The organism is Cupriavidus sp. JZ107, assembly GCF_053903255.1.
Map to the genome: position 1 here is coordinate 670,769 of NZ_CP096480.1, position 19,965 is coordinate 690,733.

At 69.5% G+C, this 19,965-nt stretch carries 16 protein-coding genes; 11 read left to right on the top strand and 5 right to left on the bottom strand.

All coding sequences use genetic code 11. The annotated features are described in order from the left end of the window. Nucleotides 1–119 precede the first annotated feature (119 nt). The gene (locus M1D55_RS02835) at nt 120–1,427 is read right to left on the bottom strand and encodes an MFS transporter (RefSeq protein ID WP_064574521.1); all 1,308 of its coding nucleotides are present in this window, start codon (nt 1,425–1,427) and stop codon (nt 120–122) included. A gap of 142 nt (nt 1,428–1,569) precedes the next feature. Between M1D55_RS02835 and M1D55_RS02840 the strand changes: the two genes are divergently transcribed. From M1D55_RS02840 to M1D55_RS02865, 6 genes are all read left to right on the top strand, one after another. After that, complete coding sequence (locus M1D55_RS02840) at nt 1,570–2,484, top strand: LysR substrate-binding domain-containing protein (protein WP_456281048.1); 915 nt, start codon at nt 1,570–1,572, stop codon at nt 2,482–2,484. A 162-nt stretch (nt 2,485–2,646) separates the two neighbouring features. Continuing rightward, a complete protein-coding gene (imuA, locus tag M1D55_RS02845; protein ID WP_064573935.1) occupies nt 2,647–3,609 on the top strand; it encodes a translesion DNA synthesis-associated protein ImuA in 963 nt (320 codons plus the stop codon). Then, the gene (locus M1D55_RS02850) at nt 3,542–5,158 is read left to right on the top strand and encodes a Y-family DNA polymerase (protein ID WP_456281049.1); all 1,617 of its coding nucleotides are present in this window, start codon (nt 3,542–3,544) and stop codon (nt 5,156–5,158) included. The genes imuA and M1D55_RS02850 overlap by 68 nt, the downstream gene beginning before the upstream one ends. A gap of 106 nt (nt 5,159–5,264) precedes the next feature. Continuing rightward, nucleotides 5,265–5,507 (top strand): type II toxin-antitoxin system antitoxin VapB, encoded by a 243-nt coding sequence (gene vapB, locus M1D55_RS02855; protein ID WP_006577142.1) that lies wholly within the window; start codon nt 5,265–5,267, stop codon nt 5,505–5,507. Beyond that, nucleotides 5,504–5,896 carry a PIN domain-containing protein gene (locus tag M1D55_RS02860; RefSeq protein ID WP_456281050.1) on the top strand — a complete coding sequence of 131 codons (393 nt, stop codon included), beginning with the start codon at nt 5,504–5,506 and terminating at the stop codon, nt 5,894–5,896. The genes vapB and M1D55_RS02860 overlap by 4 nt, the downstream gene beginning before the upstream one ends. A gap of 205 nt (nt 5,897–6,101) precedes the next feature. Further along, on the top strand, nt 6,102–9,581 hold the full coding sequence (locus tag M1D55_RS02865) for an error-prone DNA polymerase (protein WP_456281365.1): 3,480 nt from the start codon (nt 6,102–6,104) through the stop codon (nt 9,579–9,581). Nucleotides 9,582–9,944: 363 nt separating this feature from the next. Here M1D55_RS02865 and M1D55_RS02870 read toward each other — a convergent pair whose 3' ends face one another. After that, nucleotides 9,945–11,471: a M81 family metallopeptidase gene (locus M1D55_RS02870; protein ID WP_456281051.1), complete on the bottom strand. Its 1,527-nt coding sequence runs from the start codon at nt 11,469–11,471 to the stop codon at nt 9,945–9,947. An 88-nt stretch (nt 11,472–11,559) separates the two neighbouring features. Next, on the bottom strand, nt 11,560–12,894 hold the full coding sequence (locus M1D55_RS02875; RefSeq protein ID WP_456281052.1) for an MFS transporter: 1,335 nt from the start codon (nt 12,892–12,894) through the stop codon (nt 11,560–11,562). 326 nt (nt 12,895–13,220) lie between these two features. Here M1D55_RS02875 and M1D55_RS02880 point away from each other — a divergent pair, with 326 nt between their 5' ends. From M1D55_RS02880 to M1D55_RS02895, 4 genes are all read left to right on the top strand, one after another. After that, entirely contained in the window at nt 13,221–14,228 is a 1,008-nt protein-coding gene (locus M1D55_RS02880; protein WP_456281053.1) for a LysR family transcriptional regulator, read from the top strand. Between the two features lie 309 nt (nt 14,229–14,537). Further along, complete coding sequence (locus tag M1D55_RS02885) at nt 14,538–16,040, top strand: MFS transporter (protein WP_456281054.1); 1,503 nt, start codon at nt 14,538–14,540, stop codon at nt 16,038–16,040. After that, nucleotides 16,040–16,702, top strand: coding sequence for a TetR/AcrR family transcriptional regulator (locus M1D55_RS02890; RefSeq protein WP_023263779.1), 663 nt, complete (start codon nt 16,040–16,042; stop codon nt 16,700–16,702). The genes M1D55_RS02885 and M1D55_RS02890 overlap by 1 nt, the downstream gene beginning before the upstream one ends. 151 nt (nt 16,703–16,853) lie before the next feature. Further along, nucleotides 16,854–17,468: a hypothetical protein gene (locus tag M1D55_RS02895; protein WP_456281055.1), complete on the top strand. Its 615-nt coding sequence runs from the start codon at nt 16,854–16,856 to the stop codon at nt 17,466–17,468. A gap of 24 nt (nt 17,469–17,492) precedes the next feature. Here M1D55_RS02895 and M1D55_RS02900 read toward each other — a convergent pair whose 3' ends face one another. Together M1D55_RS02900 and M1D55_RS02905 are read right to left on the bottom strand one after the other, a co-directional pair. After that, nucleotides 17,493–18,512, bottom strand: coding sequence for an aldo/keto reductase (locus tag M1D55_RS02900; protein ID WP_456281366.1), 1,020 nt, complete (start codon nt 18,510–18,512; stop codon nt 17,493–17,495). A 148-nt stretch (nt 18,513–18,660) separates the two neighbouring features. Then, nucleotides 18,661–19,590 (bottom strand): LysR family transcriptional regulator, encoded by a 930-nt coding sequence (locus M1D55_RS02905; protein WP_006578427.1) that lies wholly within the window; start codon nt 19,588–19,590, stop codon nt 18,661–18,663. A gap of 144 nt (nt 19,591–19,734) precedes the next feature. Here M1D55_RS02905 and M1D55_RS02910 point away from each other — a divergent pair, with 144 nt between their 5' ends. Beyond that, nucleotides 19,735–19,959: a DUF3311 domain-containing protein gene (locus M1D55_RS02910; RefSeq protein WP_232207305.1), complete on the top strand. Its 225-nt coding sequence runs from the start codon at nt 19,735–19,737 to the stop codon at nt 19,957–19,959. The last annotated feature ends 6 nt before the right edge of the window (nt 19,960–19,965 follow it).

Genomic DNA, 19,965 nt, shown 5'->3' on the forward strand with positions numbered 1-19,965 from the left:
ATGTCTCCCTGTCATGTTTTTGAACGGCGTAACGTACACGAAAACGATGGCAGTTCGAGGGCAACTAAGGGAAATCGAGGACAACGTTTCCCTTCGATATGACGGCCGCGCCGCAGCGTTCACGCCGCCGCCATCGCCGCTTCCCGGTGACCGACCGGCCGGTCGTCGATTGGCCAGTGCAGCACGACCGCGCCGAGCCCGACCACGATCGCGCCCATCCACACCAGATCGTAGGAACCGGTCCGGTCGAACAGATAGCCGCCGAGCCAGACGCCGAGGAAGGAGCCGAGCTGATGGCCAAGAAAGACGAAGCCGAACAGCGTCGCCACATAGCGGGTGCCGAACACCTGCGAGACCAGCCCGCTGGTGAGCGGCACCGTGCCCAGCCAGACGAAGCCCATTACCGCGGCGAACACGAAGACGCTGACGCTGGAGAGCGGCACCAGCAGGAACAGCGCGATCGCCGCGGTGCGCAGCAGATAGATCCCGGCCAGCGCCCGATGCCGCCGCACATGGTTGCCGAGCAGTCCGCACAGATAGGTGCCGGCGATATTGGCCAGCGCGATGATCGCCAGCGCGATCACCGCGTCGCGCGCGGACAGCCCGCGGTCGAGCAGATAGGCGGGCAGGTGCGAGGCGATGAAGGCGAGCTGGAAGCCGCAGGCCAGAAAGCCGATGTTCAGCAGCCAGAAGCCGCGATGCCCGCAGGCCTGGCGGATCGCGGCGCGCATCGATTGCCGGTTGCCGTCGGGGTTCTCCTGCGGCGCTGCCGATGCCGCCGCCGATGCTGTCGTCGTTGCCTCGGCTGCGCGGGCGCCGCGTTCGCGCAGCGGCCATACCAGCGGCAGCGCCACCAGCGCGCAGACGGCCATCGACCACAGCGCGGCGCTCCAGCCGATCCGCTCGACGCCCGCCTGCACCGCCGGCACCAGCAGGAACTGGCCGAGTCCGCCGAACGAACCGGCCACGCCCAGCGCCCAGCCGCGTCGCTCGGCGCTGACCAGCCGGCTCAGCGCGGCGAACACCACGCCGAAGGTCGTGCCCGACAGCGCCAGGCCGAGGCAGATGCCGGCGCTCCAGACGAAGGCGACGGCGGTGCTTGCCTGCGTCATCGTGTAAAGCCCCAGCGCATACAGCAGCAGACCGGCCAGCATCACGCGAGCCGAGCCGAAGCGGTCGGCGATCATGCCGGCAAACGGTTGCGCCAGCCCCCAGACCAGGTTCTGCACCGCCATCGCGAAGCCGAACGCCTCGCGCGTCCAGCCGCGCTCCATCGTGATCGGCAGCAGGAACAGGCCCTGCACATGGCGCATGCCGAGCGCGAGGCCGAGGATCAGGCCGCCGGCCACGACCAGCACCAGCGGATCGGTGGCGGACAGCCGGGGAGCGGGGGAGGCGGCGCCGAGGGGAGAGCGGGAATGGGGCATGGTCGTGACGGCCTTCGAATGAGCGGTTAGCATGCGGTGACATCCACCGGATTCCATTAAGCCGGCTGCATGTGTGCAGCTCAATTGATTTCTTTGTCCGCTCGCATGCGATAGAGGAATGCGAAAGATAGAAAGGACCGCCATGCAACACCTCGTCGGCTTGCCGTCGCTCGATCTGCTCAAGGGATTTGTTGCCGTTGGCCGGCGCATGAGCATCACGCTCGCGGCCGAGGACCTGTGCCTGACCCAGTCGGCGGTCAGCCGGCAGATCAGCGCGCTGGAGGCGCAACTGGGCGTGCAGTTGCTGGTGCGCCGGCATCGCGCGATCGCGCTGACCGGTGCCGGCGAGCGGCTGTTCCGCAGTGCCAACGCCGCGGTCCAGCAGATCCAGGACGTGGTCGGCGAGTTGCGCGTGCAGGTCGCGCAGCGGCCCGTCACGCTGACCGCGAGCGTCGGCGTCACCGGGCTGTGGCTGCTGCGGCGGCTGGGGCGTTTGCAGCAGGCGCATCCGGGGCTGGAGCTGCGGCTGTCGGCCAGCAACCGGGTGGCGGACCTGCGCGCCGAGCAGATCGATCTGGCGATCCGCTACTGCGCCGCCGACCATGCGCCGCCGGGCGCGATCGCGCTGTTCGGAGAGACCATCGTGCCGGTCGCGCATCCCGCGCTGGGCGTCGCGGCGATCGACAGCGTGCGGACGCTGCAGGGCCTGAATCTGCTCGAGCTCGACGACGACACCAATCCTCGGCTGCGCTGGCGCCATTGGCTCGAGGAGCGCGGCTGGCAGGGAGCGAAGCCGCGCGCGATGACGCAGTTCAACCAGTACGACCAGGTCATCCAGGCCGCGCTGGCGGGACAGGGCGTCGCGCTGGGGCGGCTGGAACTGATCCGTGACCTGCTCGACGACAGGCAGCTCGGCGTGGTCGCCGCGCCGCCGCCGGCTTCGGGCGACAGCTTCGGCTACTGGCTGATCCAGGCGGACGAGCGTCCGCGTGCCGATGTGTTGAAGGTGGTGGCATGGATCCGCCAGGAGGCGGCGGGGCATCGGATCGGAAGTTGACTTTCCCGAGTCCGGCGGTGGGTCTCTGTTGAGTTCGGTCAAAATACTGTATAAACATACAGTATCCGAAAGCCGAGTCTTTCCGGCGCTGTGAAGCGCACAACAGCGCACAAGAGCGCACACCAACGCACAGATGGTGCACGGAAAGACCTAGAGACCACCATGATTGCGTCATCGCCTGCCGTCACGTCACCGCCTTCCCTGCCGCAAGCCCCGCTGGATCGCCAGCGCGCGCTGGCCGAACTGGAGCGGCGCCATCCCGACCTGTGGCGGGCCGGCCAGCTCGGCCGCGCCGCCTCGCTGCCGGTATGGCCGACCGGCTACGACGCGCTGTCGGCACAGTTGCCTGGCGGCGGCTGGCCGGTCGGCGCGGTGACCGAGCTGCTGGTGCCGGACCACGGCGTCGGCGAAGTGCGCCTGTTGCGGCCGGCCTTGCAATCGCTGACCGAGGCCGGGCGCCGGCTGGTATGGATCGGCGCGCCGCATGCCGTCAATGCGCCGGCGCTGGCGGCCTGGGGTTTGCCGGCCCGGCAGGTGTATTGGGTCCGGGCCAACGAAGAGGAGGGCGCGGCCCGCCAGGCCGCCGCCAAGAGCAGGCGTCCGGCTCGCCAGACCGCCCAGGCCACTCAGGCCGCCCGCCAGGCCGATCTGCTGTGGGCCGCCGAGCAGGTGCTGCGCAGCCAGGCCTTCGGCGGCGTGCTGGTGTGGCTGCCTTCGGCCCGTCCCGAGGCGGTGCGGCGGCTGCAGGTGCTGGCCCAGGCCAGCGACGCGGTGGTCTGGGTCTGCCGTCCTGCCGCGGCCCTGCGCGAATCGTCGCCGGCGGTGCTGCGGCTGCTGCTGTCGCCGCTGCCCGGCAATGCGCTGTCGATCGTGTTCCACAAGCGGCGCGGACCGGTGCGCGATACCCCGCTGATCCTGCCGCTCGGCGCGATGCCGGCGGTGCCGGCCGGGCGCTCGGCGGTGGCCGAGCCGGTGCCCGAATCGATGCCGGAGTCGATGTCCGAATCGATGACCCCGGCGGCCGCCAGCGCCAACGAATCCCTCCACGAGTCCGATCATGCCGTTCTGGATCGCGGTGCATCTGCCGCGCCTGCCGCTGGACGCGCTGCACCCCAGCTGGCCTGAGGCCGCGGGCAGCACCGGCAGCCACATCGGCAGCCACACCGGCACGCTGAGCCATGCGGTGCCGACGGTCGTGCTGGAGCAGGAGCGGGTGGTGCTGGCCAACCGGCCGGCGATGGCGCTGGGCGTGTCCGCCGGCATGCGGCGCGGCGGCGTGCAGGCGCTGTCGGCGGAGATCGTCCATCTGGAGCGCGACCCGGCCGCCGAAGCGCAACTGCTGGCCGCGGCCGCGCTGGCGCTGCTGCGCTTCACGCCGCAGGTCACGCTGGACGAGGAACTCGGCCCCGCCACCGTCGCGCTCGACGTGACCGCCAGCCTGCGCCTGTTCGGCGGCCATCGCGCGCTGTGCCGCGCGGTGCGTGCCTGCGTGCGCAGCCTCGGCACCTTCGCCCAGATCGGCTGCGGCACCACCGCCCATGGCGCCGCCTGGCTGGCCGCGATGCCGCTGCGGCTGGGGCGCCGCGGCCAAGTGCTGCGGCCCGCGCGGCGGGCGGTGCGGGCCGAGCGGATGGCGCGGCTGCTGGACCGGCTGCCGGTCGAGATGTTGGCAAGCCTGGCCGATCCGCGCTGGCTCGACGGCATCGGTTGCCGCACCATGGGCGAGGTCCGCTGGCTGCCGCGCGCGGGACTGCAGCGCCGGCTCGGCACGGACCTGCTGGCGCGGCTGGACCAGGCCTATGGCGAGACGCCGGCGCGCCTCGGCTGGTTCGCCGCGCCGCCGGCCTTCGCCGAACGGATGGAATTGCCGGGGCGGACCGAGTCGGCCGCCGGCGTGCTGGCCGGCGCGCAGCGTCTGCTGCAGGCGGTGGCCGGCTGGCTCACCGTGCATCAGGCCGGCGTCACGCGCTTCGTGCTGCGGCTCGAACACGAACGCCAGCGGCGCGACGCCGCCATCGCCGCCACGCCGGTGACGGTCAGCCTGGCCCAGCCCAGCCGCGATCCCGGGCATCTGTCGCGGCTGCTGCAGGAAAAGCTCGACCGGCTGCAGTTCGATGCGCCGGTGGTCGGCCTGATGCTGAAGGTCGAGACCGTGGCCGAATGCCTGCCGCAGAGCGACACGCTGTTTCCCGAGCCGGGCGGCGGGCAGGCCGAACTCGGCCGCGTGCTCGATACGCTGGTGGCGCGGCTGGGCCGCGAGAACGTGCTGCAGCCGCATCCGCTGGCCGACCATCGGCCCGAATGCGCCAACCGCTGGCGGCCGGTCGACGAAGCCGGCGCGGGCCGCGCCAACGCATCACCGCGCACTTCGCCGCGCGCTTCGATGATTGCGGCCGATGGGATTGCCTTGCCCGACCGCCCGCTGTGGCTGCTCGAACCGCCGCTGCGCCTGCCGGTGCGCCGGCATCGCCCCTGCCACGGCACCCCGTTGACGCTGCTGTCCCGACCCGAACGCATCGAGTCAGGCTGGTGGGACGGCGCCCTCGCCACGCGCGACTACTTCATCGCCGAACGCAGCGACGGCCTGCGCTGCTGGGTCTATCGAGAACGGCCGGGGCGCGAGGGGGACGAGGAGGGGGAGTACCGGTGGTTTTTGCAGGGGTTGTTTGGGTGAGGAGAGCGCGTATGTTCTCCGCCGAGGGGCCTCAATGCACTTCCGCGACTTGCTATCGCCCGACTATTGGTATATCTTTTTGATATACATCAAACAGGAGGGTAGCGTGGAAACCGCAAAGATCTTCTGGTCCGGCCGCTCCCAGGCCGTCCGTCTGCCAAAGGACTTTCGCTTCGAGAGCGCCGAAGTTCGCATTCGCCGCCACGGCAATGCGGTCATTCTCGAACCCATCGCCGACGATTGGAAATGGCTCGATCAGGTCGTCGGTCCCGTCGACGAAGACTTTGTGCAGGCGGTCAACGAGCAGCCCGCTGAACAGGATCGCCCCGAGCTGGATTTTTTCAAGTGAGATATCTGCTCGACAGCAACGCCGTGATCGCCATCATGAAAGGCCACACCGGCGTCCTTTCGCACCTGCGCCAGCATCAGCCCCGGGATTTTGGCATCCCGTCAATCGTGGCGCATGAGCTCTTCTATGGAGCGTACAAGGGACAGCGCACTGCCGAAAATCTGGCCCGAGTGGAGGCATTGCAGTTCGAAGTCCTGGATTTCGACCGTGAGGATGCACGCCATGCGGCGGAATTGCGGGCGATGTTGGCAGCCGCCGGCACACCCATAGGACCGTACGATGTCCTGATTGCAGGGCAAGCAGTCGCCCGCAAGCTCACGCTGATTACGCACAATGTGAGGGAGTTCCAGCGTGTGCCTGGTATCTCGGTAGAAGATTGGGAGTCCTGAAAAATACGTCGGGACTGGTGACGGTGCCTCTTCAGTAGCCTCCTTCGGGAGGCTTTTTCATTGGCCGCCGTGCTGGCATGGGGCGTGATGTGTCTTGCCTTCTCGAAGGCAAATACTGTATAAATATACAGTGCCAATCCAAGGCATTCCTTCTCGCAGTGTTGTGTCCCAAGCTCCACCCCAACCCCCGTTTTCCACGTCGTCGCTGCCGCCATCGCTGGCGTCGCTGCTGCTTGGCAGCCTGCCCGACTACGCGGAGCTGCACTGCATTTCCAACTTCACCTTCCTGACCGGTGCTTCTCATCCCGAGGAGCTGATCGAACGCGCGCTGGCGCTGGGCTATCGCGGGCTGGCGCTGACCGACGAGGCCTCGGTGGCTGGCACGGCGCGGGCGCATCACGCGCTGAAGACGCTGCGCGAGCGTACCCGCGAGGCGGTGGAGCGCAGTGCGGCGCGGCTGGCGAGGATGGCCGCCGGCGCCTCACCCGACGACGCGGACGACGATGACGAATACGACGATGACGACAACGAAATGTGGCTCGCGGCGCCATCGTCAGGCCCGGGGGCAGCCGCTGCCATGGCCGATCCGCCGGCAGGCGGGACGGTCCAGCCGGAGTTCCTGCGCCGGCATGCGCGCCTGCTGGCCCGGGCCGAGGCGGCCGAAGCCTTCCGGCTGCTGATCGGCAGCCGCATGACGCTGCAGGCGGATGCGGGGGAGGGCAACGGCGAACTGGGTTTGCGGCAGCGCGACGTCCCGTCCGATGTCCCCTCCGGTATCCGGCTGATCCTGCTGGCGCAGGACCGCGAGGGGTTCGGCAATCTGTGCGAGCTGATCACGCTCGGACGCCGGCGCGCCGACAAGGGCAGCTACCAGCTGTACCAGCACGACATCAGCGATCCCGCTGCCGAAGAAGCGCATCTGCTCGGCATGCCGCATTGCCTGGCGCTGCTGCTGCCGGACTACTGCGCCGACCCCGACACGCTGCGCGCGCAGGCGCAATGGTGCCGGGCGGTCTTCGGCGAGCGCGTCTGGATTGCGCTGGAGCTGCTGCAGGAACATGCCGACGCGCTGCATCGCGAGCGGCTCGAGGCGGTGGCCGCGGAAACCGGCGTGCCGCTGGTGGCCGCCGGCGCGGTGCAGATGCATGTGCGCTCGCGCAAGCCGCTGGCCGATGTGCTGACGGCGATCCGGCTGGGGCAGCCGCTGGGCGCCTGCGGCACCGCGCTGGCGCCCAATGCCGAGCGCCATCTGCGCATGCGGCAGCGCCTGTCGCGGCTCTATCCGCGCGAGGCGCTGGCGCAGACGGTGAAGATCGCCCAGGCCTGCGACTTCTCGCTCGATGCGCTGCGCTACGAATATCCCGAGGAGCTGGTGCCGAAGGGCCATACGCCGAGTTCCTACCTGCGCCAGGAGACGCTGGCCGGCGCGGCACTGCGCTATCCCGACGGCATTCCGCAATCGGTGCGGCAACGGCTCGAGGACGAGTTCGCGCTGATCGAGGAAAAGGGCTACGAGCATTTCTTCCTGACCGTCTACGACATCGTCCGCTTTGCCCGCGGCAAGGGCATCCTGTGCCAGGGCCGCGGCTCGGCCGCCAATTCGGTGGTCTGCTACTGCCTGTACATCACCGAGGTCAGCCCCGAGCAGACCAATCTGCTGTTCGGCCGCTTCATCTCGCGCGAGCGCGACGAGCCGCCCGACATCGACGTCGACTTCGAGCACCAGCGGCGCGAGGAGGTGATCCAGTACATCTACGAACAGTACGGCCGCCATCGCGCCGCGCTGGCCGCGACGCTGATCACCTATCGTGCCCGCAGCGCGCTGCGCGACGTGGGCCGCGCGCTCGGCATCGACCCCGGCGTGGTCGAGCAGGTGGTCAAGGGCCAGGCGTGGTGGGAGAGCGGCCACACCTTCGTCGAACGCATTGCGCGCTACGGGCTCGACCCGGATTCGCCGGCGGTGCGCCAGTGGGCCAGCCTGGTGGCGCAGCTGCGCGGTTTTCCGCGCCACCTGTCGCAGCATGTCGGCGGCTTCGTGATCGCGCGCGACAAGCTGTCGCGGCTGGTGCCGATCGAGAATGCGGCGATGGAGAAGCGCAGCGTGATCCAGTGGGACAAGGACGATCTCGAATCTCTGGGCCTGCTGAAGATCGATGTGCTGGCGCTCGGCATGCTGACCGCGATCCGGCGCGCGCTGGCGATGATCCCGAATCCGAATCCCGCGCATCCGCAGCTGCCTTGCCGCATGGAGGACATTCCGCAGGACGACGAGGATACCTACGACATGCTGTGCAAGGCCGACACCATCGGCGTGTTCCAGGTCGAGTCGCGCGCGCAGCAATCGATGCTGCCGCGGCTGCAGCCGCGCCGCTATTACGACCTGGTGGTCGAGGTCGCGATCGTGCGGCCGGGGCCCATCCAGGGCGGCATGATCCATCCCTATCTGAAGCGGCGCGAGATGGTCCGCCGCACCGGCAAGCTGCCGACCTATCACAACGAGGTGATCCGCCGCGTGCTGGGCCGCACGCTGGGCGTGCCGATCTTCCAGGAACAGGTGATGCAGCTGGCCATCGATGCGGCGGGCTTCACGCCGGGCCAGGCCGACCAGTTGCGCCGCTCGATGGCCGCGTGGCGGCGCAAGGGCGATCTGAAGCGACACCAGGATGCGCTGATCAAGGCGCTGACCCGCAACGGCTATCCGGATGCATTCGCGCAGGCGATCTGCAAGCAGATCGAGGGCTTCGGCGAATACGGCTTCCCCGAAAGCCACGCCGCGAGCTTCGCCAAGCTGGTCTATGTCAGCGCCTGGATCAAGCGCCATCATCCCGCGGCCTTTCTTTGCGCCTTGCTGAACAGCCAGCCGATGGGCTTCTATTCGCCGTCGCAGCTGGTGCAGGACGCGCGCCGCCATCGCGTCAGGTCGCTGCCGCCGGACGTGACGGTCAGCGGCTGGGAAAGCGTGCTGGAGAACGACGCGGTACGGCTCGGCCTGAACCGGGTCAAGGGCATGCGCGAGGCCGCGGCGCTGCGGATCGAACAGGCCCGGCTCGAGCGGCCCTTCGCCAGCGTCGAGGACCTGGTGCTGCGCGCCGGGCTCGATCGGCACGATATCGACGTGCTGGCCGCGGCCGATGCGCTGCGCTCGCTGGCCGGCCATCGCCGCCAGGCCCGCTGGCAGGCGCGCGCCGCGGCGGTGCAGGCCGCGCATCGCGACCTGCTGCACAGCGCGCCGCCGGCCGAGGGCGCGCTGGCGCTGCCGGCGCCGAAGCTGGGGCAGGAGCTGGTGGACGACTACGCCAGCCTCGGCCTGTCGCTGAAGGCCCATCCGCTGACGCTGCTGCGCCGGCGCCTGGCGGCGATGGGCTATGCCACCGCGCGCGATCTGGCCCGGCTACCCAATGGACGGCGGGTGCGCGCCTGCGGCATCGTCACCGTGCGCCAGCGGCCCGGCACCGCCAGCGGCACGATCTTCTCGTCGATCGAGGACGAGACCGGTTCGGTCAACGTGATCCTGTGGCCCGACCTGGTCGACCGCCAGCGCAAGGAGGTGCTCGGCGCGGCCTTGCTCGGCGTGGTCGGCACCTGGCAGCGGCAGGGCGAGGTCCGGCATCTGATCGCCAAGGAACTGGTCGACCTCAGTCCGCTGCTGGGCCGGCTGGTGGCGGGCAGCCGGGATTTTCATTGACGTTGTTGCAGGGCGGCTTCGTTGCGACAGCCGCTGGGCCCCCGCCTTCGCGGGGGCGACGAATCCATGCGATGTCGCTTGTTGCCACGTCGTCCCCGCGTACGCGGGGACCCAGTGACTCTCGACGCTGCGTCACCGGTCCTCCAAAACGCCGCTGGGCCCCCGCCTTCGCGGGGGCGACGAATCCATGCGATGTCGCTTGTTGCCACGTCGTCCCCGCGTACGCGGGGACCCAGTGACTCTCGACGCTGCGTCACCGGTCCTCCAAAACGCCGCTGGGCCCCCGCCTTCGCGGGGGCGACGAATCCATGCGATGTCGCTTGCTACCACGTCGTCCCCGCGAACGCGGGGACCCAGTGACTCTCAACGCTGCGCCACAGGCCCTTCGAACGCCGGCCCCAGCGGCCGCAGCCGCAATCCGGCCGGCAGTTTCTTCCACGGCAGATCGGCTGGATCGGCCAGCAGCGGGCCCGGCGCCTTGGCCACCAGCACGGCCTCGGCGATCGGCTGGAAGTCGGCGCGGAAATGCACCGAACTCTTGTTGACCAGGATCTTCATCCGCTCCGGCTCGACGCCGGCCATCCGGTACAGATTGCGATCGAGCATCTGGGCCTTGCCCGCGCTGACGACCACGTGCACGCCGCCGATCGTCAGCCGCGCGGCGGGGCCGACGTCGACGTCCATGCCGTTCATCATCGGACCGTCGAAGCGGCAGCGGCCATCGGACAGCTGGGCGACGCGGAAGGTCGCCTCGAACGGCGCGTCGCCCGGCACGCCGGACTGGCCGCCGAGCGCGATCGTGATATCGCTGCCGACGCCGGCGGCATGCGCGGCGCGCACCGCCTCGGCATCGACGATCAGCCCGATCGCGGCATCGGTGGCGCCGGCGCGCACCAGCGCGCGCAGCATGCCGGTCGTGTTCGAGTCGCCGCCGGCGCCGGGGTTGTCCTGCGTGTCGGCGATCACCACCGGCCGGCTCGCCGCCTGCGACAGCCGCATCGCTTCCTGAACCGCCTCGTCCGGCGCCAGGAACGGCACCGCCCAGTCGGCCTCGCGCGCGACGACCGCGTCGGTCAGCGCGGCGACCGCCTGTTCGATACGGGCGGCGTCGTCGCCATAGCCCCAGACCACGCCGCCGCATTCGGCGAAGTCCGCCGCCGGAAAGCCCGGCGTGAACGACAGCGACACCACGCCGTCCAGCTCGCGTTCGAGCTTGTCGAGCAGCGCGTAGATGCCGCGCGCCGGCTCGAGGAAGGTGCACTGGCCGTTGATCGGGATCAGGAAGGGCAGGCGCCGCGCCGCACGATGCAACCTCTGACCGCCGCCGGCGGCGAGCAGGCGCTGCAGCAGCTGCGCCGCGCGCGCGCCGGTGTCGGCCATGTCGACGTGCGGATAGGTGCGGTAGGCGACCAGCGCATCGGCGCTCTCCAGCATGCGCTGCGTGACGTTGGCATGCAGGTCGAGGCTGGCGACGATCGGCACGTCCGCGCCCACCGCCGCACGCAGCCGGGCCAGCAGTTCGCCTTCGCCGTCGTCGTGCTCGTCGGTCACCATCGCGCCATGCAGGTCCACATAGATCGCGTCGGGCCGCTGCGCGCGCGCGGCCTCGACGATCTCGCCGGCGATGCGCTCGAACGCATCGGTGGCGACATGCGCCGAAGGGCTGGCGCCGGCCCAGATCACCGGCAGCAGTTGCGCCTCGTTGCGGGTCAGTTCGCCGATCGCGCGGATGAAGCCGGCCGCCGGGATATTGACGTCGCGCAGCGCCAGCACGTCGGCGCCGCGCACCATCGCGGGAAAGCCCTCGCCGCGGACGAAGTTGTCGTAGTGGGCCTTCGATGGCGCGAAGGTATTGGTTTCGTGCTGGAAACCGGCGAGAAGGATGCGCATGGGTCGGTAGTCGTTGAATTCGGATTGGGGAAACGGGGGCGTCGGCGGCAAGCGGGGCGAGGCACGCATCCGCGTGCCCCGGCACACTTCAGCGCACCGCGGAGGGCGCGCGGTCCTTCGGCAGCCGGTTCAGCAGGATCGCCAGGCCGCCGGCGGCCAGCAGCGCCACCATCGCCAGCAGCCCGCCTTCGAGCGAACCGGTCAGGTCCTTGACCGCGCCGATCAGCGTCGGGCTGACGAAGCCGCCCAGCAGACCGAGGCTGTTGATCAGCGCGATGCCGCCGGCCGCGGCGGTGCCCTGCAGATATTCCGACGGAATCGCCCAGAACACCGTGTAGGCGGCCCACATCGCGGCGGTCGCGACGGTGATGCTGATCAGCGACAGCGTCAGGTTGTCGGCGGTGAAGGCCGCGATCGCCAGCGTGGCGGCACCGACGAAGGCCAGCGTCGCGCTGTGCCAGCGGCGCTCCTGGCGGCGGTCGGAGCTGCGCGCCGCCAGGAACATCAGGATGGCCGCGGCGACGTAAGGCAGCGCCGAATACATGCCGATCGCCATCGTGCTGGTCACGCCCGCGCCCTTCAGGATCGTCGGCAGCCAGAAGCTGACCGCATAGATGCCGCTGATCAGGCAGAAGTAGCCGAACGCCAGCGCATAGATGCGCGGATCCCGCAGCACGGTGGCGAAGCTGTGGTGTCCGCCGCCGGCGCGCGCCGCGCCGATGTCGTGCGCCAGCAGCCGGCGCTCGTGGTCGCTGAGCCAGCGGGCCTGCGCCGGCGTGTCGTCGAGGAAGAAGTAGGCGACCACGCCGAGCAGCACGCAGGGCAGCCCCTCGATCAGGAACATCCATTGCCAGCCGGCCAGGCCATGCGAGCCGGCCAGCGCGGTCATGATCCACGTCGATACCGGGCCGCCGGCCATGCCGCCGATCGGGCCGGCCAGCATCACGATCGCCATCACGCGCGCCATGCGGGCGCCGCCGTACCAGTAGGTCAGATAGAAGATCATGCCCGGTGCGAAACCGGCCTCGAACACGCCGAGCAGGAAGCGCAGCGCGTAGAAGCTGTGCGCGTCGCGCACGAACAGCATGCACGCCGAGGTCGCGCCCCACAGCACCATGATCCGGCTGATGGTCTTGCGCGCGCCGATGCGCGCCAGCAGCAGGTTGCTCGGCACCTCGAACATCACGTAGCCGAGGAAGAAGATGCCGGCGCCCAGCCCGTAGACCGCGTCGCTGATGCCGACGTCCTGCTGCATCTGCAGCTTGGCAAAGCCGATGTTGACCCGGTCCAGGTAGGCGAACACGTAGCACAGCAGCAGGAAGGGCAGCACGCGCAGGCTGATTTTGCGATAGATCGGCGCCAGCGCGTCGGGCGTGGCGGCCATCGCGTCGGATGGATTCCACGAGGTGGTGGTCTGTTGCATCGATGTCTCCGGGTGCCGCAGGCACGGTGGGGGTTGGCAGGACGGGCGCTTGTTCTGATCGGGCTGCTGTCGTTGTGCTGTCGTTGTCCCGTAGGCCGGCATCCGCGCGGGCGCGGCCGGCCTTCGCGCATTGTTGCCAACGCGGCCGTTGAGGAACAATAGCCATCGCTGTACGATTCCGTTGCTTTTTGGTCAACGCTGCGGCGAGTCCGTCGTCCCCGCAAAGGCGGGGACCCAGTGGCTTTCAACGACGCTGGGTGCCTGCCTGCGCGGGAATGACGTGGATGGCGTCCCGCGAGCTCCGCAACCACCTTCGAGGAAACGCCGTGCCCCTGTCCCCCGATCCGAACCGCGACGGCGCCTTGCCGGCCGGACTCAGCGAACGCCGGCTGCGCTATTTCTATGCGGCTGTGGCCGCCGGCTCGATCCGCGCCGCCGCGGACAAGCTCGATGTCGAACCGTCGGTGATCAGCCGGCAGATCCAGCAGCTCGAAGGCGAGCTCGGCGCGACGCTGCTGGAGCGGCGCGGCCGCGGCGTGATGCCGACCGAAGCGGCCCAGCTGGTGCTCGACCACTACCGCGAGCGCCTTGCCGGCGAGGAAACGCTGCTGGCCAGGCTGCAGGAACTGAACGGGCTGCAGCGCGGGCAGATCCAGATCGTCGCCGGCGAGGGTTTCATCGACGAGCTGATCCACGCGGTGCTCAACGAGTTCTGCCAGCGCTACCCGAAGATCAACGTCACGCTGGAGCTGATGAACGTCAACGAGGTGGTGCGCGCGGTGGCGGAAGATCGCGCGCATGTGGGGCTGGCCTATGCGCCGCCGCCGGAGCCGACGCTACGCGTGCTGGCCGCGCGGCGCCAGCCGGTCTGCGTGATCGCGCGGCCCGACCATCCGCTGGCGCGGCGCGGCAAGGCGCTGACCGTCGCCGACATCCTGCCGTATCCGGTCGGGCTGATGACGCCGGGCTTCGGCCTGCGCCAGGTGATCCAGCTGGTCGAACTGACCGAGAAGGTCCGCTTCACGGCGGCGCTGACCACCAACTCGATCGCGGCGCTGAAGCACTACGCCAGTACCGGCCTGGGCGTGACCTTCCTGCCGGCCCTGGCGGTCGCGCGCGAGCTGGGCCACCAGCTGGTCGCTCTGCCGGTGCGCAACGCGGTGCTGGAAGCCGCCGACGCGCAGCTGATCGTGCGCGACAAGCGGCCGCGCTCGGCGGCGGTCAAGCGCCTGCTCGACTATCTGGCGGAGATGACGGTGTTGCGGGCCGACGGGCAGAAGAAGGGCCGAGGACGCAGCGCGCGCGGGGCCGGCGGCGGCGTCGAAAGCGCTTAAGGCCGGCTCCCTCTCTCACTTGTGGGAGAGGGTTGGGGAGAGGGCAGCGGGCGGCGCGCTGGCGATAACGCTGGCGCTGGCTGCCCTCTCCCCCGGCCCCTCTCCCGCAAGCGGGAGAGGGGAGCCAATCAGCATCCAGCCAAACCGCCGAGAGGTGTCGTAACGCAAACATGACCACACAGAAGTGGACATTGTCCATTTGTGTGCTATGGTTGTGAACGCTGTACACAACTGTGCAAAACGCCCGCGAGTCAACGCTTTCGAAGCAGAAAACACAAACAAAAACCAAGAACCGAAAAAGGACACCCCATGCAACACACACTCGATGACCGCAAGCGCTGGCTCGCGCTGATGGTCCTATGCCTGGGCGAGCTGATGATCGTGCTCGACACGACCATCGTGAACGTCGCCCTGCCGTCGATCCGCAACGAGCTTGGCTTTAACGAGACCGCGCTGGTCTGGGTGGTCAACGCCTATATGCTGACCTTCGGCGGCTTCCTGCTGCTGGGCGGGCGGCTCGGCGACCTGTTTGGCCACCGCCGGCTGTTCCTGCTCGGCATCACGCTGTTCACGCTCGCGTCGCTGGCCTGCGGCGTGGCGCAATCGCAGGGCCTGCTGGTCGCCGCCCGCGCGGTGCAGGGCGTCGGCGGGGCAGTGGTGTCCGCGGTGGCGCTGTCGCTGATCATGGACCTGTTCTCGACGCCGTCTGACCGCGCGAAGGCGATGGGCGTCTATGGCTTCGTCTGCGCCGGCGGCGGCAGCATCGGCGTGTTGCTCGGCGGCCTGCTGACCAGCGTCCTGAGCTGGCACTGGATCTTCCTGGTCAACCTGCCGATCGGCGTCGCGGTCTATGCGCTGTGCCTCGCGCTGATTCCGAACCTGCCGGGCTCGGCCAATGGGCAGCGCCTCGACGTCGGCGGCGCGGTGACGATCACGGTCTCGCTGATGCTGGCGGTCTATGCGGTGGTCAATGGCAACGAGGTCGGCTGGCTGGCCACGCAGACCGTGTCGATGCTCGGCATCGCGGTGGCGCTGCTGCTGGTGTTCCTGCTGATCGAGTCGCGCGTCGCGCATCCGCTGATGCCGCTGGGCCTGTTCCGGCTGCGCAATGTGGCGGTATCGAACGTGGTCGGCGTGCTGTGGGCCGCGGCGATGTTCGCGTGGTTCTTCATCTCGGCGCTGTATCTGCAACTGGTGCTCGGCTACACGCCGATGCAGGTCGGCCTCGCGTTCCTGCCGGCCAACCTGATCATGGCGGCGTTCTCGCTGGGCCTGTCGGCGCGCCTGGTGATGCGCTACGGCGTGCGCGCGCCGCTGGCCGCCGGGCTGCTGCTGGCGGCGCTGGGGCTGCTGCTGTTCGCGCGTGCGCCGGTCGGCGGCAGCTTCGTCGTCGACGTGCTGCCCGGCATGCTGCTGCTGGGGCTGGGCGCGGGCATCGCGTTCAATCCAGTGCTGCTGGCGGCGATGAGCGACGTCAAGCCGAGCGATTCCGGCCTGGCCTCGGGCGTGGTCAACACCTCGTTCATGATGGGCGGCGCACTGGGCCTGGCAGTGCTCGCCAGCCTGGCGGCGGGCCGCACCGCGGGCGTGGCCGCGGCCGGCGGCGCGCCTGCCGACGCGCTGAACGCGGGCTATCACCTCGCGTTCCTGGTCGGCGCGGTGTTCGCGCTGGTGGCCGCGGTGCTGGGCGGCATGCTGCTGCGCACGCGTACCGCGCCGGTGTCGGTGACGCCGGAGGGCGCCGAGGCCGCGGCCGACGGGCCGGCCGCGGAGACGGGCATGGCCGCGCCCCATGGCGGCCATGCAGCCTGATGGTCACCGCACTGAAGCTGGCCGTCGCGCCGCCGCCACGCACGACCTATCGCCACGGCGACCTGCGTCGCGCGCTGATTGACGCCGGCATCGCGCTGGCAAGCGACGGCGGTCCCGACGCGGTCGTGCTGCGCGAGGCAACGCGCCGCGCCGGCGTGGTGCCCAATGCCGCCTACCGGCACTTCGCCAATCGGCAGGCGCTGTTCGAGGCGGTACGCGCGGCGGCGCTGTCCGCGCTGGCGGTGGCGATGGAAACCGAATTGGCCGCCGCGGCCGAGCAGGTCGACCGCAATGACCCGGCCGCCAGGGCGCGCGCCGACCTGCGCGCGATCGGCGCCGGCTATCTGAAGTTCGCGCAGACGCAGACGGGTCTGTTCCGCACGGCCTTCGCCACGCCGAGCATGGTGGAGGACGACCCCGATCCCGCCAAGGCCGGCCCCGGCGGCCTCAATCCCTTCCAATTGCTAGGCGCCGCGCTGGACCGGCTGGTGGCGGCCGGCGTGCTGCCCGCCGAGCGGCGCCCCGGAGCCGAGTACCTGGCCTGGTCGGCGGTGCACGGGCTGGCGCTGCTGATCATCGACGGCCCGCTGCGCCATGCCGACGAAGCGATGCGCATTGCGCTGGGCGAGCGCGTGCTGGCGATGGTGGAGAAGGGGCTGTAGCGCGCCCCGGCGCCCGGCCGAGGCCGCGTTTCACAGTCGCATGGCGATGCGGTAACACATCGCTATGCGCACATTCCTCACCTGTTTTCAGTAGTCCGCGTCAGGGATGCAGGCAAAGATGGCGCCTCGCTTCCACTCGACGAGGACAAGCATGTTGACCGTACTGAAATCATGGCTCTCCGGCACGCCGCAGCCGCTGTATCTGTCCGCCGCGCCGGCCACGGGCCGCATGACGTTGGCCGACCGGCAGAACGACGAGATGTCGATCGCGTTCATCCACGCCGATGTCAACGCGCCGCCCACCGCGGAGCGAGGGTCGGGTCCGATCCTCGTCGAGATCTACCGTTGCAGGCAGAGCCGCGCGGAATACCTGCGCGAAGCACTGGCCTTGGTCGCCGATGGCGGGAGCAACCCGCGCCGGGATGCGGGCGTCCGGCCGGCACCGCGCCGCGGCGAACCGCGCGCTCCGACCGCACCGCACGATGGCCGCGAAGCGCTGCGATTCCATAGCCGCAGGAATGCGCCGATGCGGCAGAACAGGATGGGCCGGCCACGCCCGGCAGGCGGACGAACGCGGCCGGTACAGCCGGGAGGCGGTGCGGAACCCTGCCTGCCGACGCAGATCGTCCATATATCGCGCTGCCTGACCGAACTCGGCCAGGACGATCCGGGCAGCGGCCGCGACGGTGTCGGCATCGCGACGCTGGCCGGGATCGAGTCGCTGGGGCTGTCGCGCTCGATCTACGACATGGGGCGCGGCTGGTGAGGCCGGGCTGGTGAGTCCGGGCGCTCAGCCCGCTGCGGCCACCTTGACCGGCCGCCCCGTGAACGGATAGTTCGGATCGGTATAGCCTGGCGTGGACGGATGTCCCGGCGCCACCAGCGCGTCGACCATCGCTTCCTCTTCGGGCGACAGCGTCGCGCCGATCGCGCCGAAATAGTCCTCGAATTGCGCCAGCGTGCGCGGGCCCGCGATCACCGCGGTGATCAGCGGATTGGCCAGTACCCACGCGGTCGCGAACTGGCCCGCGGTCAAGCCGCGCCCCTCGGCGTGGGCCTTCAGTTGCTGCGCGATGACCAGCGATTCCTCGCGGAACTCGGTCTGCATCATGCGGCGATCGGCGCGTCCGGCGCGGGTGCCGGCCTCCGGCGCTTGTCCGGGCAGGTACTTGCCGGTCAGCACGCCACGCGCGACCGGGCTGTAGGGCACCACGCCGAGCCCATAGTATTCGCAGGCCGGCAGGATCTCGACCTCGGGCATCCGGTTCAGCAGGTTGTAGTAGGGCTGGCAGGCGACCGGCCGCGGCACGCCCAGCTGATCGCACAGCCGCGCGATCTCGGCGATGCGCCAGCCGCGGAAGTTCGACACCGCCCAGTAGCGGATCTTGCCGTCGCGCACCAGATCGCCCATCGCGCGCACCGCCTCCTCCAGATTCTCGTCGGCGTAATCGCGGTGCAGATACAGGATGTCGATGTAGTCGGTCGCCAGCCGCCGCAGGCTGTCCTCGACTTCGCGCAGCATCCAGACGCGCGAGTAATGGCCCTGATTCGGCCCCGACCCCATCGCGTTGCCCAGCTTCGTCGCGAGGATCCATTGCTGCCGCTCGGCCTCGATCAGCCGCCCCACCATCTGCTCGGAAGCGCCCTTGCTGTAGACGTCCGCGGTGTCGATGAAGTTGACGCCATGATCGCGTGCGCTGGCTACGATGCGCCCGGCCTCGGCCTCGTCGGTCTGGTCGGCGAACATCATCGTGCCCAGGCACAGCGCGGACACCTTCAGATTGCTGCGGCCCAGGCGGCGGTATTCCATCTTGAATTCGGACGTTGCGGACATGGCATTCCTCGTGCGGGAAGGTAAGGGAAGGAAGGGAGCGAAAACGGAGGCGAGACGAAACGCCAAGGATACAACGGGGACCGCTTGTGCCGCAGCGCGGTCGCCGGTCCCCGGTGCAGGGTGATCACCGGCGCGACCCAGGCGGCTCCGTCGACAATGTCGTCCACTGCGCCCGCGTGAACGCATACAGCGATTGCAGCGCGGGCGACAGCGAGCGCGCCGCCATCCGCGCGATGCCATAGCGCCCGCGCCGGCGCGGATCCGGCGGCATCGGCACCTCGGCCATCGAGCCCTCGGCACGCTGCTGCCGCGTGATCGACAGCACGCCGAACAGCAGCGTATCGGTGCTCAGCGCCACGCTGCGCAGCACGTCCAGGTTGTCGCAATGCAGCGTGATCAGCCGCTCGGGCGCGGCCTCGGGTCCCCACAGCTCGATCAGCTGGCGGCCGATGATGGCGCTCAGCGTGGTGGAGGCAACCGGATAGGCGCGGATCGCCTCGATATCGAGCCGGCGCTTGCGCAGGATCGGATGGCCCGCCCGGCAGACCAGCCCCGCGGGGAGCTCGCCCAGCGTCTCCAGGTCGATGTCGTCGGCGGCGCGCAGCACATAGGCATCGCCGACGATGGCGTCGATCGCCTCGCTGCGCAGCTGCTCGAGCAGCGCGCTGGTGGCGCCGGTTTCTGTGCGGACCCGGATGCGCGGATGGGCCTGCGCCATATGCGCGAGGAACGGCGTCAGCAGCAGCGCGGCCGGTGCGGGCGCCATGCCGATCGCCAGCGACCCTTCCTCGCCGCCGCGCAGCAGGTCGAGGTCGCGTCGCAGCTGCCGCTCTTCCAGCCGGATGCGCCGGGCGCGCTCGGCCACCAGTTCGCCGAACACCGTCAGCCGCGCGCGCCGCGCACCGCGGTCGAACAGCGGCGCCTTCAGTTCGTCCTCGAGCGCGCGAATGCTGCGGCTCAATGCCGGCTGCGTCAGGTGCACGGCGCGCGCCGCCTCGGAGAAGGTCCCATGCTCGACCACCGCGAGCAGGTGCAGCAGCTTCTGCGTATCCATGCCAATCCGTTATGGAAGTCGTTAGATATTTGCATTTGAATCATACATCGCGGCTCCCTATGATGGCTCCACAACAACAGCGGGCGCTGCCTCGTCGCCTTTCGGCACACCGCACACCGGCCATCGGACCACGGAGACAAAAGCATGCTCAAGCTGTTCATCGGTCTCGGCATCCCGTATCTCGGGGTGATCGGACTCCTGCCCTGGGTGGCGTCGGTCGAGCGGTTCGTGCTCGGCGTTCCCTTCATCTACGCCTGGATCTTTGCCTGGTTCGTGCTGACGTCCGGCTGCATGCTGTTGTGCTGGCTGCTATTCGACCGCCACGCGCCGGCCGACGCCGACGCCGACGCCGCGCCCCATCGCGCCTGAAGGAGC